Here is a 14,929-nt window from a genome sequence, read left to right as displayed (position 1 = left end):
CGATCCAAAAACGATCAAATAACATTTTTTTAACTAATACGCACTCATTCAAACGAACATTTAATCAATTTGAACAGAATACTGATTCCTTACATTTAAATATGGTAAAATAGTTTTTGTCCTCATTTATCGACAACTTTTGTAAAGGAGGGAATAATCGATGAAGCAAGTACCATTTATTGCTGTTGAAGGACCTATAGGTGTAGGGAAGACTTCGCTAGCACGAAAGATAGCTACACAATTTAACTTTCACTTACTTGAAGAAATTGTAGAGGAGAACCCGTTCTTAGGTAAGTTTTATGACGATATAGAAGCATGGAGTTTCCAAACGGAGATGTTTTTTTTATGTAATCGCTATAAACAACTTGAAGATATTGAGAATAATTACCTTAATCAAGAGCTTCCTGTTGTAGCAGATTATCATATTATGAAAAATATGATTTTTGCCAAGCGGACATTATCAAGACATCAATATGATAAATATGAAAAAATTTATCATATTCTCGTTAAAGATATGGCACATCCTAACCTACTTATTTATTTAGACGCTAGTCTCGAAACGTTATTAAAACGTATAGATCAACGCGGTCGCTCAGTAGAAGAAAAAATCCAGGCGTCCTATCTTGAGCAACTACGGACTGATTATCAAGATTATATTGAGCATTTTGAACAGCAACATCCAGACATCCCTGTTATCCGAGTTAATGGTGATCAACTTGATTTTATTAAACGCCAATCCGATTTAGAAATAATTTTTGAGCAAATTAAATGCGGTCTTTTTAAAGGAGTACAAACAAAATGAATTTAAGAGAAAAATATAACATTCCCCATGATAGTGTCATTACAATAGCCGGTACGGTTGGTGTAGGAAAGTCAACGATGACACATGCGTTAGCTGATGCATTAAACTTTCGTACCTCACTAGAAAAGGTTGATACCAATCCTTACTTAGATAAATTTTATCAAGATTTTGAACGATGGAGCTTTCACTTGCAAATTTACTTTTTAGCAGAGCGTTTTAAAGAACAGAAGCGTATCTTTGAATATGGTGGGGGTTTTATCCAAGACCGTTCTATTTATGAAGATACAGGCATCTTCGCAAAAATGCATTATGAAAAAGGGACCATGACACCAACAGACTATCAAACCTATCACAGTTTATTTGAAGCAATGGTGATGACACCCTATTTTCCACATCCTGATCTTCTTATTTATTTAGAAGGATCTTTTGATGATGTCGTCGATCGAATTAAACAACGCGGGCGCCCGATGGAGCAACAAACCCCGTTAAGTTATTGGGAAGAGATGCATAAACGTTATCAAGATTGGATAAACAGCTTTAATTCCTGTCCTATTTTGCGCGTTAACATTGCTGATTATGATTTAGTCCAAAATAAAGATGCGGTCGAACCGATTCTAGAGAAGATTGGTCATTTTATTAATCATTCCCGTTATTAAAGGTAGACTGTATTTTAATGAACACCCGATTAGAAAAAGACGAATGATAACTTTGATGCTTAATTATCATTCGTCTTTAACTTTAGCTTATTTAATTTTTTTGTTTATTCAGTCATTTTATAGATAGTCAATATTACTTTAAATACAGAAACAATTTAATAAGCACTGGCCTCTACTCTAATGCTTCACCTAGCTGTTTAGATCGTTGATAAGCTCGTTTAATGGCTAATTTCATTGAATCACCCACATGAGCTTCCATTAACGCGTTTAAACCTGCTTCTGTGGTCCCTGCTGGACTCGTTATCTTTTTACGTAGTTCAGCTGGAGAATCCTCCGATCTGCGTAACATTTCCGCTGCACCTAAAATCGTCTGTTGAATAAATGGCATTGCATCCTCTTTGGCTAAACCTAACTCTAACGCCGCTTGTTCCATCGCTTCAACAATGTAGTAGAAATAAGCCGGCCCGCTTCCAGCAATAGCTGTAATCGTATCAATAGCTGGTTCGCTTACCTCTTTAACCATACCAACAGTACCTAAAATCTTATTGGAAATCTCTATGGCGTCCTTATTTGCAAAATCACCTTTGGCGATGGCTGTCGCACTTAATCCTATTGTTGCAGAAGTATTTGGCATTGCCCGAATCACTGCAATATCCTTGTCTAACATCTTGACAATATATTGCGTTGAAATACCAGCCATAACTGAAATAATTAACATTTCTTGTTTAACCATTGTTTTCAATTCAAATAAAACAGCTTCAGCATCCTTTGGTTTGACCGCAAGAATGATAATATTCGCTTCAGCAACCGTTTCTATCAAGTGTTTGCTTACGTTAATACCATACGTATGCTTCATATACGTCAGTTGATCTGGATTTCCTTTGTTTGTTGCCGTAATTGAAGGGGCTGGAATATCCCCATCATTTATAATACCAGCAATAAGGGCCTCCGCCATAGCACCTGCACCAATAAAAGCAATTTTTTCAAACATTTTAATTCCTCCTTTGCGATAAGATGAACGTTTTCAAACTATGCTCTTTTTCTAAGCCATTGACCGATAAGGAACAATATAATACCGATAGGCATTAACCAGTATACATCAAGGTTTATCACTACTCCAAACGCAGGCATAAAATAAAATAGCGCGATAAATAATCCAAAAGGAATGATACCAAATAATACGCCCGTAAATATTACTTCAAAGGCTTTAGACCATGTGTTAAAACAAGACCATCTTAAGTAACGAATCATTCCGTAGACAACAAGGGCTGCAATGACTACAGAGCTAAAACTGTTAACAAATACGGTTCCAAGTGCATAAGTGCGACTGGTTTGTATGTGATCAAATATATAAGACAGAAGGGTTGTTAAAAATCCTTGAAAAAATGTGAATGTTGCAAAAAAATAACATACCCCCATACCGAATAGACACAAGCTTTTTCTAGTGACCGTTTTGGGTAGTTCACCAATAATCTCATCAGCATAGCTTCGAGGATTATCACCAAATAATTCACTAGCATCTCTATCTTCTTTTTGTAAACTTAGTAAATGATCAAGTAATTCCATTAAGATTTCTTCGGTCTCTTGCTCAGACTTATTATAAGATAACCGAACGTATACTAAGATATCTTCATAAAGCTTCTTGTTTTTTTCATTAAGTAATTCACGTTTTTGATTATTATCTTTAATCATCTCCATTTATTTTTCCTCCTTTTCTTCTAATAAGCGATCTACGGGATATTTTAGACTTTCCCAATGCAATCGAAATGCTTGCAACGACTTTTTTCCTTTATCAGTTAATTGATAATATTTACGATTAGGTCCATGAGGCGATTTTTTTATTTCCCCAATAATCAATTCCTCTTTTTGTAATCGTAATAAGATAGGATAGATCGAACCTTCACTAACATCAATGCCTTGTGTCTGTAATTTGACAGCAAGCTCATATCCATATACCGTTTCCCTAGCCATGATCGCTAGAATACAACCTTCTAAAACACCTTTCAATAATTGGCTTCCAATTGACATGCTTTCACCTACCTTGCATTGCAATATAGTGTGTGAAATAAAACGACTCTTCAATCAGTGAGCGCTCTTGTTTTTGCCCACTGATGATTAGCTGAGTGAATCGGGACATTAGCGTCCGTTAGCTACCGGCTAATTTGTTCTCCTTTTTGAGGTGGGCGATTTACGGACGCTTATCTGTGATAAAACTGACTTCCTCATTAAGTTGTTTATAACGTGGTTCTTAGACTAATCAGATCACAACGCTATCTTGCTTTACCATATAGTTAATTATATTAAATGATTTTTTGTGATAATGCAAGGATTTATTTTAGCTATAAAAAACAAAAGGAGCTTAATCAGTCGATACACTGATTAGCTCCTTATTATATCGTCTAAGTTATAGGTATAGGTATAATAATGGCGGAGGAAGAGGGATTCGAACCCCCGCGAGCCGTGAAGCCCCTGTCGGTTTTCAAGACCGATCCCTTCAGCCGGACTTGGGTATTCCTCCGTAAACTGACGACAAGATTTATAATATCAGTTCTTATTATCCCTGTCAATATTATTTTATCAATTTATTGTATCGTTTCTTTTCCACCCATATAAGGTTGAAGAACAGTCGGGATTGTCACGCTGCCATCTTTATTTTGATAATTTTCTAATATCGCGGCCACCGTCCGACCAATTGCTAAACCTGATCCATTTAACGTATGAACAAATTCAGGCTTAGCCTTTTCTTCACGGCGAAAACGAATCCCTGCACGGCGTGCTTGAAATGCTTCAAAGTTTGAACAAGATGATATTTCTCTGTACGTGTTATTGCTTGGCATCCATACTTCAATATCATATTTTTTGGCAGCGGTAAAACCTAAATCACCCGTACACATACTCATCACACGGTAGGGTAACGCCAATAATTGTAATACCTTTTCTGCATGACCCGTTAATTCTTCTAAAATTTGATAAGAATCTTCTGGTTTAGCAAATTGAACCAACTCCACTTTATTAAATTGATGCTGACGAATTAATCCACGGGTGTCTCGGCCAGCAGATCCTGCCTCTGAACGAAATGAAGCGCTGAAGGCTACAAATTTCTGTGGTAAATCTTTAATTGATAAAATATCATCTCGATAATAATTGGTTACTGGTACTTCTGCTGTGGGTACTAAAAAATATTCCCAATCTGCAATCTTAAAAGCATCTTCTTCAAATTTAGGAAGTTGTCCTGTCCCGGTCATACTTGTTCGATTGACCATATACGGTGGCAACATTTCTCGATAGCCATGTTGATCAGCATGTAAGTCCATCATAAAATTCAATAATGCACGTTCAAGACGTGCCCCCAAACCCGTATAAAAAACAAACCGGCTTCCTGTTACTTTTGCAGCACGCTCAAAATCTAATAAATTTAGGTCTGTTGCTACATCCCAATGCGGTTTTAAATCAAATTCAGGTTGATTGACTTCCCCCCACTTACGTATTTCTACATTGTCCTCTTCTGTTTCCCCAATCGGGGTTGACTCATGGGGGAGATTAGGAATAGAAAGCATTAACTGTTCAAGCTTTTCTTCAACGTCCCTTAACTTTGCATCGATTTCTTTAATCTGGTCACCAACTGCCCGCATTTCCTGAATCATCGCCTCAGCATCTTGTTTCTGTTTTTTTAATGCTGCAATTTCTTTTGATACTTCATTACGCTTCGCTTTTAATTCTTCCGTTTTTGCAATATAATCGCGTCGTGATTGATCAAGGGATTCAAATTGATCAAGATCAGATAAATCCTCTCCTCGATATTTCAATTTCTCTTTAACCTCATGAAAATTTTGACGTAAATACTTAATATCTAACATTTAAATTCCTCCTCATAAAAATTTATTACTTATTGATCAAGTGGATTAATTACTCTTATTACAAGACATCAGATCGAGCTATTACCATAAGCAAAATAGCAAAGTGAGTACAAATGATCACTCAATATCATTTAGCTCATTTTTGTATAACAGAAAAAACCCTCATCCCTAATAAATAAAGGGACGAGAGTTTTTCCCGCGATACCACCCTGATTGGAGACGAAGTCCCCCAGCTTTGTTTAGAAGTAACGGCTCTGAAACCGGACATGTTTGTCGACCACATATCACTCAAGGATGGATTCACCAATCTATTGTGCTGGTTTACACCAACCACCAGCTCTCTTTAGTAGCAAACAGAAAGGTTACTAATTCCTCTCAACGTGTTGTACTTATTAACGTTTTTTTATATCATAGCGAAAACAGACTTAATATGCAAGTTCTTTTTTAACATCTTCAACCATTTTAACAAAATAGCGGGTTAAACGATCATCTTCTGTTAGTTCTGGATGAAATGCCGTGCAAAGTATGGTTCCTTGTCTTGCTGCAACAATGGCCTCGTTATACTTAGCTAATATTTCAACATTCGCCTCTGCTTTCATGATATAAGGTGCACGTATAAATACCGCTTCAAAATCTGGTGCAACACCTTCGATGGCTAAAGTCGCCTCAAAGGATTCACGTTGTCTACCAAATGCATTACGTTCAACTTTAATATCCATTAATGCGAGATGTGGCTCTTGTTGCCCAACGATTTCTTTCGCTAATAAAATTAGTCCAGCACACGTCCCAAAGATCGGCTTGCCTGCATCACTAAATTGTTGAAGGGGTTGTAAAAAACCATATTGATTAATAAGGCGTCTCATTGTTGTGCTTTCACCGCCAGGCAAGATTAAACCATCTATTTCAGCTAGTTGTTCTACCTTTTTAACAACAACTGCCTCAGCACCACTTCGTTCTATCGATTTGATATGTTCTCTAACTGCACCCTGCAATCCTAGTACACCTATTTTTATCATTTGTTATCGTTCCTTTATTTAAACTAGATTAATTTACCAACCACGATCCTGCATACGTTGCTCAGGGGCAATGGTGCTAATCTCAAGTCCTTTCATGGCTGTGCCAAGTCCTTTTGATATATCAGCGATTAATTGATAATCTTGATAGTGCGTTGTTGCTTCAACAATAGCTTTAGCAAATTTAGCGGGTTCATCGGATTTAAAAATACCTGAACCAACGAAGACACCATCAGCACCTAATTCCATCATTAACGCCGCATCAGCTGGGGTTGCAACTCCACCTGCAGCAAAATTTACAACAGGGAGACGGCCATTTGCTTTAATGTCTAGAAGCACTTCATAAGGAGCTCCCAATTCTTTAGCAAATGTCATAATTTCATCTGTCGACATACTAATAAGTTTACGTACTTGCCCGTTGACTTCTCTCATATGACGCACAGCTTCTACAATATTACCTGTACCTGGCTCGCCCTTTGTTCGTAACATTGAAGTCCCCTCACCAATCCGACGTGCCGCTTCACCTAGATCACGACATCCACAGACAAAAGGTACCGTATATTCTTTTTTATTTAAGTGATAAACCTCATCAGCTGGTGTTAATACTTCGCTTTCGTCAATATAATCAACACCCATGGCTTCTAAAACACGTGCTTCAACAACATGACCAATTCGAGCCTTTGCCATAACAGGAATCGAGACAGCGTTCATCACTTCTTCTACAATGGTTGGATCAGCCATACGTGCGACACCACCCGCGGCTCGAATATCTGATGGGACCCGTTCCAATGCCATGACGGCTACCGCTCCAGCTTCTTCTGCTATCTTTGCTTGTTCTGCATTGACGACGTCCATAATAACGCCACCTTTTTGCATTTCTGCCATTCCTCGTTTGACACGATCTGTACCTAAATTAGCCATTCCATATCCCCCTATTGTTTTGTTTAGAAAACACCCATTCACTTGTTTATTTTAAGAGCAAATGTTTTGGTTTCCTCTTTTAATTAGCTAACATTTTATCCTACCCATGCTTGATGTGCAAGCTTGTTTTGCGATTTTAGCAATAATTCGGGTAAAGGTGACTCGAGCTGATCAATTAATAGAGAAAAGTTACGATGCCAGTGATATAATCTCATCTGCTCATCCTTATCGTGATCAGCCATTTTTATCGTTGTCGTCTCCTAAATTGAGAAGAAAAGGTTCAAGAACAACTTATGCTCTTGAACCTTTTTCTAAAACCAACCGGTTACAGCCTCCACTACATTTGAAAACAGGTTACTAAAGAAATTACCAATTGCCCCCATCGTAAGCATGAACCAATTCGCACGTTCGACTTCAGCAACAGCAACCAAATCAACCGTTTGATTAGATTGATCAGGATAAATATTACCGTAATCGACGTTACCTTCATAAATTAATCTTGCTTGACCAACGCTTTCTCCTTGTTCAATTGGCGCAATCAGTTGGCCATCTTCAGTTAATTTGTCTTCATCAAAGACATACTCAATCGTGTAAGCATCTTCTTCACCATTACGAACCATAGCCGAAATGCTATCAGCTAACTCTACTTCCACTTGACTGTCTTTCCCTTGACTAACTTCAATAACTGATTGATCATCTATCTGATATCCTTCAGCAAAAAGTTCCATTGTAGTAAATTGCTCAAAACCATATTCGAATAGCTTAGCTGTTTCTTTAAATCGTGCACCATAGCTATCTGTTCTCATGACAACGGACACTAAACGTTGACCGTCTCGCTCAGCAGTACCTGTAAAACTGTATCCTGCTTCTGTTGTAAAGCCCGTTTTCAAGCCATCAACACCTTCATAGTAATACTGTGCGAAATTATCGTTATTCCATGGTAACATCCAATTTAAATTCTCTAATTGTTCACCATCTAATTCAGACCGTAACGTACTAGAAAATTCTAGCACCTCTGGATAATCATTAACTAAATGATAGGCTAATATCGCAGTAGATCGTGCAGATATCAAATTATCAGCATCCGGGGCAGTGCCTTCAGGATGGTTATCACCTAAGCTTGCATTATTTAAACCTGTTGAATTGACAAACTCAAAATCAGTTAAACCTAACGCTTCACCTTTAGCATTCATCATTTTGACAAATTCACTTTCAGAACCTGCAATCAACTCAGCTAAAGCAATAGTCGTAGCATTATCAGAAATAATCGCCATTCCCTCGTAAAGTTGTCTTACATTATAATCTTGATTTTGTGTTAAACCAATGCCAGAAAAAGAATTATTAGCTGAAATACTGTATGGATAATCACCAATTTGGATTGTCGTATCCCAATCAATTTGGCCATCATTAATAGCCTCCAAGACCAAATATTCCGTCATCATTTTGGTCATGCTAGCCGGTGGCAATTTCATATCAGCATTTTTAGCAAATAGAATTTCTCCTGTTTCTGCGTCTACTAAAATAGCAGATTCTGCTTCAATATCTAATGTCTGTGCGTAAACGTGTTTAGCGCCTACACCAATAATACCGACTAATAACATCGTTGCTAATAGACTAACGAAAATTTTTGTTATATTTTTCAACTTCCATTACCTCCACAAAATTTGTTCCACTTCGTTATTCTATCATATTCAGGTCTTTTTAGATATCTACTTTTGTCTATATTTTCTACCAAATAATCACTCTATTCTAACAAAAAATAAGAGGCTATATGTGAGAAAAGCAGGTAAGATAGATTTTCTCACCTGCTAGCATTTTTATACTTGAAACTTTAAAACGTTGCGTTGTGCTTTTCACTTTTTTGTTGAAATTTTGTAATTGCTCTTTCCTAACATAGAACAGAAATGATGGTCGCTTGTCCAAGCGTTACTGTACAGAATAATTCGGCGCTTCTTTGGTAATTTGGATATCATGTGGGTGTGATTCTCTTAAACCTGCGCCAGTCATACGAATAAATTGTGCTTGATCACGGAAGATATTTAAATCTTTTGCTCCACAATACCCCATACCTGAACGCAACCCACCTAATAGTTGATGGACAGTATCAGCCAACGGTCCTTTATATGCGACACGACCTTCAATACCTTCAGGCACCAACTTCTTCGCATCATCTGTATCTTGGAAATAGCGATCTTTAGAACCTGATTTCATCGCTGAAACAGAACCCATACCACGGTAAACTTTGTAGCGACGACCTTGGAAAATTTCGGTTTCTCCTGGACTTTCAGTTACACCTGCAAATAAACTCCCCAACATGACAGCTTGAGCACCAGCTGCAATGGCTTTAGCAATATCACCGGAGTATTTGATACCACCATCTGCAATAATAGGAACACCATATTGATCAGCAACTTTTGCACAATCATTAATAGCGGTAATCTGAGGGACACCAACACCTGCTACCACACGAGTCGTGCATATTGAACCAGGTCCAATACCCACTTTAACGATAGAAGCGCCTGCTTCGATTAGTTCTTTCGTTGCTTCAGGTGTTGCTACATTACCAGCAATAATATTAAGCTCAGGATACTTTTCTCGTACACGTTTCACTTGCTCAATGACACCTTGTGAATGCCCATGAGCGGTATCAATAACAACGACATCAACACCTGCTTCAACAAGCTTATCGATACGTGTCATCGCATCAACGGTCACACCCACTGCTGCACCACATAATAAACGGCCTTGACCATCTTTTGCAGAATGAGGAAACTCAATGACTTTCTCAATGTCTTTAATAGTAATTAATCCTTTAAGCACACCTTGTTCATCAATAAGAGGTAACTTTTCAATACGGTGCTTTTGAAGAATCTGACTTGCTTCTTCTAAGGTCGTACCAACATGAGCGGTAACTAAATTTTCACTCGTCATCACTTCGGAAATTTTAATTGAATAGTTTTCAATAAAACGAAGATCGCGATTAGTTAGAATACCTACAAGTACTTGATCAACCTTATTATTAACAATAGGGACACCAGAAATTCTAAATTTCCCCATTAAATGCTCTGCATCAAACACTTGGTTATCTGGGGTTAAGAAGAAAGGATTCGTGATCACACCGCTCTCGGAACGTTTGACACGGTCAACATGTTCTGCTTGTTCTTCAATCGACATATTCTTATGAACAATACCTAGACCACCCTGTCGTGCCATCGCAATCGCCATCTCAGCTTCAGTAACGGTATCCATTCCAGCGCTTATAAGTGGAATATTTAATGCCAACTGTTCTGTTAATGTGGTCTGAATCGAGACATCACGTGGTAATACCTCTGATTTAGCGGGTATTAATAATACATCATCAAACGTTAAACCTTCTTTTGTAAATTTGTCCTCCCTCATTCTTGTTCCTCCTTATTGATTAGCTTTCTTTATCTATACAAGCTTTTCTTATTGTTATTTACAATACGATAACAAAATTAGTTTTTCAACCTTTTTTCAGCATAGATTTCAACTTTTTAAAAATTAAGCTTAAATCGAGATAAAAGTGTTTTAATAACTGAATTTTCAGTATTTTAAAACGACAAAGAAAATGGTATTAGACAAGTTATTTTTTTAGAAAATTTAAGAAGGGATACGGTGAGCGTGTAGAAAAGTAGCGAGACATTTTAAACTTGTTCTATTCACTTATTGAAAAAAGAGTTGCATAATGTTTCGTTGGTGAGGGAAATTCTCACCAACGTCATTTGACAAGGAAGCGAAAAAAGCTACATGATAGCCTATTAAAGTGCTATCATGTAGCTTTTCCATTATTTAATAAGATGGTTAATCATCAACTGATCTCTTTCTCCAATTGAGATAATTTGATTGGTTTCAGTCAATTGAATCATGATTTCTGGTAGGTCCTCATACTCTAATGCGACAAGTGTGCCTATTCTTCCATCAGATAAATAAACCTTTTCACCTAATAACGCGTCTTCCAAACTTGTAATAAAAACATTTAAATAACGACGATCAAATTGTTGATTTTCCTGTTTTTTCATTGTTGAAATGACAGAAAAGAATAAACATTTCTCTTGATAGTAACGATCTGCCGTCATCGCATGATAAGCATCAGCAATTGCAATAATTTTGGCATAGGGGTGAATTTTCTCACCAGGTACACCAAGAGGGTAGCCATGGCTATCTATCCGCTCATGATGCTGTAATACCGCTAATTTTACCGCCTTTGTTAACGTTGGTGTCTTTTCAAGATAACGATAAGAATAGGTCGGATGTTTTTTAATTTGTTGATAATCATGTGTAGGTAACTTACCATTTTTTTCGAAATGCGTTTTATTTAACTTAGCCATTCCACTATCAGCGAGTAATGCGGCTATACTGATTTGGATCGATTCCTTATCAAACCCTAGACGTTTAGCTAAAATAGCGGTTAATAAACTCATTGAAACACTATGGTGATAGAAATAAGATAGCTTTGTCGATTGATTAGCAATCAAAAAAATATCAGCATGGTTGTGATCGATATGTTCTAACAATGGCACAATCATTTGTCTTACCTGATGAATATCAATCATTGTACCATTTTGCCATTGTTGAAACATTTGTTGATAGTCTGCAACCGCTCGCTGATACTGCTCAAGGAAAGTAGAGTGCTGAAGTTGATCATGCTCAACTTTATGTTGCTCCTCTTTGTCAGTAAAGTCTTGATCGGGCTGAAAGGGTTGACCATTAGCTAACTTAGGTGATACTTCAACGTGAGTGACTAAAAAGCGGTTTAATACTTTAATGTGCATATCTGTAACAATGGTTCCCTGAAGCATAATAGGATAATTGGTTTTCCCATAAACATCTGTCTTAATAACACAATTTGGCACAAGTTGATTAGGATGTACAAACAATAGGTTCACCACCTGAAGATAAGATTAAAATAAGACTGAAACAAAAGTTTTATTAAGTTAAGTAGAATGCTAATTAATGGCTAGATACACATCACACATTGCTTTCGCTACTAAACAAAAGCTGACATCTCCGTAACCTCAGCCATAGGTACAGCTCAAGGCTACAGGATGTCGCTCAACTAAGTGTTTTCACAGACCGAAAACTTTAAGTATGTTCGAATTCTCATTTGTTCGGTATTAATTATCTTCCAACGTCACAACTTATTTGAAAATATTTCATGGAATTACTCTTCTTCTTGCACGAATTGATCTTCTTCTTTATCTTCAACTTCTACTTCTTTTTGTTCGATGCTAGCCACTGTAGCAACTTTTTCATCGTCTTGTAAACGAATTAACCTTACACCTTGTGTATTTCTTCCTGTTTTTGAAATACTCTCAACAGACATTCTAATCAGAACACCTGATACGGTCATAATCATCAAGTCTTCTTCTCCACTAACCGCTTTGACAGCAACAACCTTACCGGTTTTTTCAGTGATATTACTTGTAGAAACCCCTTTACCGCCACGATTAATCATTCGATACTCTTCCGCTGGGGTTTGCTTCCCATAGCCATTTTCCGTGACATTTAAGACGTAATCATCAGGTTCAATAATCTCCATAGAGACGACTTCATCGCCTTCACGTAACGAGATTCCTTTCACACCAGCTGCTGTTCTCCCCATTGAGCGAATTTGCGTTTCTTCAAAACGGATTAATGAGCCTTCTCTAGTTGCGATCATAATATCTTTCTTACCATCCGTTAATCGAACAGAAATCAACTCATCCTCCTCACGTAAATTTAATGCGATTAAGCCACCTTTACGAATATTAGCAAATTGATTTAATTGCGTACGTTTTGAAATACCATATTTGGTTGTGAAAAATAAATACCAGTCTGCTTCAAATTCATGTACAGTAATAACTGCATTGATCCATTCACCTTTATCAATTTCAAGTAAATTGATAATAGGAAGACCTTTAGCTGTACGACTAAACTCTGGAATTTCATAACCTTTAAGACGATAAACTTTTCCTTTATTGGTAAAGAATAAGACGGTATCGTGTGTCGATGTGGAGACTAAATGTTCAACAAAATCGTCCTCATTTGTATCCATCCCTTGCACTCCACGCCCCCCACGGCGCTGTGTACGATAAGTCGAAGATGGTAGACGTTTTATATAGCCTTTATGGGTAAGTGTGACAACAATATCTTCTTCAGGAATTAAATCTTCATCTTCAAAGAAATCAATGCCCCCAGAGATAATTTCTGTTCGGCGTTTATCATTAAAGCGTTCTTTTATTTCTTCTAGCTCTTCACGAATTATTTCAAGAACTTTTTCCTCATCCGCTAAAATGGCCTTGAGTTCCGCAATGGTATTGATAAGTTCTCTATACTCATTTTCAATCTTGTCACGTTCCAAGCCTGTTAGACGTTGTAAACGCATATCTAGAATCGCTTGGGCTTGTTTCTCAGTTAATTGATAGTGTGACATTAACCCGTCACGTGCCTCATCCGCTGTTTTCGATTGTCTAATTAATTGAATGATCGCATCAATATGATCGAGTGCTATTCTTAAGCCTTCTAATATGTGAGCACGTGCTTCTGCTTTTTCTAATTCATAAGCTGTTCGGCGTCTAATAATCTCTTTTTGGTGTTCTAAATAATGTTCAAGTGCTTGCTTTAATGTAAGAACTTTCGGTTGCCCGTCAACAAGTGCTAACATATTAATTCCAAAAGAGGTTTGCAAAGAGGTCTGCTTATATAAATTATTTAATAGAACATTAGGATTAGCGTCTCGCCGCAGTTCAATGACAATACGCATCCCGTTTCGATCAGACTCATCTCTTAGATCAGTAATACCTTCAATTTTCTTATCACGGGCTAATTCAGCAATTTTTTCAACAAGCCTTGCTTTATTCACTTGGTAAGGTAGTTCAGACACTAGAATACGGGATTTACCATTTGCTTGTTCTTCAATTTCTGCTTTCGCTCGAATGGTTATCGATCCTTTACCAGTTTCATAAGCTTTTCGAATGCCAGAGCGCCCCAACACCATTGCACCGGTAGGGAAGTCAGGACCATGAATATATTGCTCCATTAACTCATCAACCGTGATGTCTGGGTTTTCACTAACGGCTAATACAGCATCAATGGTTTCACCTAACTGATGTGGTGGTATATTTGTAGCCATCCCAACAGCAATACCTGATGCACCGTTCACTAGCAAATTCGGAAAACGGGCAGGTAATACTTTAGGTTCACGTTCAGAACCATCATAATTGTCCATATAATCAACCGTGTTCTTATTAATATCACGTAACAGCTCCATTGATATTTTAGACATTTTAGCTTCTGTATAACGCATAGCCGCTGCGGGATCACCGTCTACAGAACCAAAATTCCCATGACCATCAACAAGCATATTACGATAACTAAAATCTTGTGCCATCCTTACCATGGCTTCATACACAGCAGAATCACCATGAGGGTGGTATTTCCCGATTACATCACCAACAATACGTGCTGATTTTTTATAGGCTTTGTCTGCATGCATACCAAGATCATTCATTGCGTATAGAATACGGCGATGTACAGGTTTTAAACCATCTCGTACATCTGGTAAGGCACGGGCAACAATAACACTCATTGCATAATCTAAAAAAGATGTACGCATTTCTTTTCCAATATTTATTTCTTGTACTTGGGGACGTTGGTTATCCACCATTCAATTACCTCCTA

General features: G+C 37.4%; 12 protein-coding genes, 1 tRNA gene and 1 other annotated feature. Of the genes, 2 read left to right on the top strand and 11 right to left on the bottom strand.

Annotated elements, in window-relative coordinates; all coding sequences use genetic code 11:
* Positions 1 to 160: 160 nt before the first annotated feature.
* Entirely contained in the window at positions 161 to 802 is a 642-nt protein-coding gene (locus JOE23_RS08005) for a deoxynucleoside kinase (RefSeq protein WP_204437369.1), read from the top strand.
* Positions 799 to 1,458, top strand: coding sequence for a deoxynucleoside kinase (locus tag JOE23_RS08000; RefSeq protein WP_204437367.1), 660 nt, complete (start codon positions 799 to 801; stop codon positions 1,456 to 1,458). The genes JOE23_RS08005 and JOE23_RS08000 overlap by 4 nt, the downstream gene beginning before the upstream one ends.
* Before the next feature lie 172 nt (positions 1,459 to 1,630).
* Here JOE23_RS08000 and proC read toward each other — a convergent pair whose 3' ends face one another.
* From proC to gyrA, 11 genes are all read right to left on the bottom strand, one after another.
* Positions 1,631 to 2,449 (bottom strand): pyrroline-5-carboxylate reductase, encoded by an 819-nt coding sequence (proC, locus tag JOE23_RS07995; RefSeq protein WP_204437366.1) that lies wholly within the window; start codon positions 2,447 to 2,449, stop codon positions 1,631 to 1,633.
* 38 nt (positions 2,450 to 2,487) lie between these two features.
* A complete protein-coding gene (locus JOE23_RS07990) occupies positions 2,488 to 3,156 on the bottom strand; it encodes a DUF1129 family protein (protein ID WP_204437365.1) in 669 nt (222 codons plus the stop codon).
* On the bottom strand, positions 3,157 to 3,486 hold the full coding sequence (locus JOE23_RS07985; RefSeq protein ID WP_204437364.1) for a PadR family transcriptional regulator: 330 nt from the start codon (positions 3,484 to 3,486) through the stop codon (positions 3,157 to 3,159).
* 397 nt (positions 3,487 to 3,883) lie between these two features.
* Positions 3,884 to 3,976, bottom strand: a tRNA-Ser gene (locus JOE23_RS07980).
* A 64-nt stretch (positions 3,977 to 4,040) separates the two neighbouring features.
* Positions 4,041 to 5,315, bottom strand: a complete 1,275-nt coding sequence (gene serS, locus JOE23_RS07975; RefSeq protein ID WP_204437362.1) for a serine--tRNA ligase — start codon at positions 5,313 to 5,315, stop codon at positions 4,041 to 4,043.
* 176 nt (positions 5,316 to 5,491) lie between these two features.
* Positions 5,492 to 5,703: a binding site (T-box leader), on the bottom strand.
* Positions 5,704 to 5,740: 37 nt separating this feature from the next.
* Positions 5,741 to 6,331, bottom strand: coding sequence for a pyridoxal 5'-phosphate synthase glutaminase subunit PdxT (gene pdxT / locus JOE23_RS07970; protein ID WP_204437360.1), 591 nt, complete (start codon positions 6,329 to 6,331; stop codon positions 5,741 to 5,743).
* Between the two features lie 33 nt (positions 6,332 to 6,364).
* Positions 6,365 to 7,249 carry a pyridoxal 5'-phosphate synthase lyase subunit PdxS gene (pdxS, locus tag JOE23_RS07965; RefSeq protein WP_204437358.1) on the bottom strand — a complete coding sequence of 295 codons (885 nt, stop codon included), beginning with the start codon at positions 7,247 to 7,249 and terminating at the stop codon, positions 6,365 to 6,367.
* A 311-nt stretch (positions 7,250 to 7,560) separates the two neighbouring features.
* The gene (locus JOE23_RS07960) at positions 7,561 to 8,892 is read right to left on the bottom strand and encodes a D-alanyl-D-alanine carboxypeptidase family protein (protein ID WP_204437356.1); all 1,332 of its coding nucleotides are present in this window, start codon (positions 8,890 to 8,892) and stop codon (positions 7,561 to 7,563) included.
* A gap of 283 nt (positions 8,893 to 9,175) precedes the next feature.
* Positions 9,176 to 10,648: an IMP dehydrogenase gene (gene guaB, locus JOE23_RS07955; protein ID WP_204437354.1), complete on the bottom strand. Its 1,473-nt coding sequence runs from the start codon at positions 10,646 to 10,648 to the stop codon at positions 9,176 to 9,178.
* 407 nt (positions 10,649 to 11,055) lie between these two features.
* Complete coding sequence (locus JOE23_RS07950) at positions 11,056 to 12,147, bottom strand: HD-GYP domain-containing protein (RefSeq protein ID WP_204437346.1); 1,092 nt, start codon at positions 12,145 to 12,147, stop codon at positions 11,056 to 11,058.
* Between the two features lie 284 nt (positions 12,148 to 12,431).
* Positions 12,432 to 14,915 (bottom strand): DNA gyrase subunit A, encoded by a 2,484-nt coding sequence (gene gyrA / locus JOE23_RS07945; protein WP_204437344.1) that lies wholly within the window; start codon positions 14,913 to 14,915, stop codon positions 12,432 to 12,434.
* Between the last annotated feature and the right edge of the window lie 14 nt (positions 14,916 to 14,929).

This window comes from Amphibacillus cookii (assembly GCF_016908375.1).
GTDB classification, from domain to species: Bacteria; Bacillota; Bacilli; order Bacillales; family Amphibacillaceae; genus Amphibacillus_C; species Amphibacillus_C cookii.
Note: the sequence above shows the minus strand (reverse complement) of the source record. Positions and strands in the feature narration are given on the sequence as shown.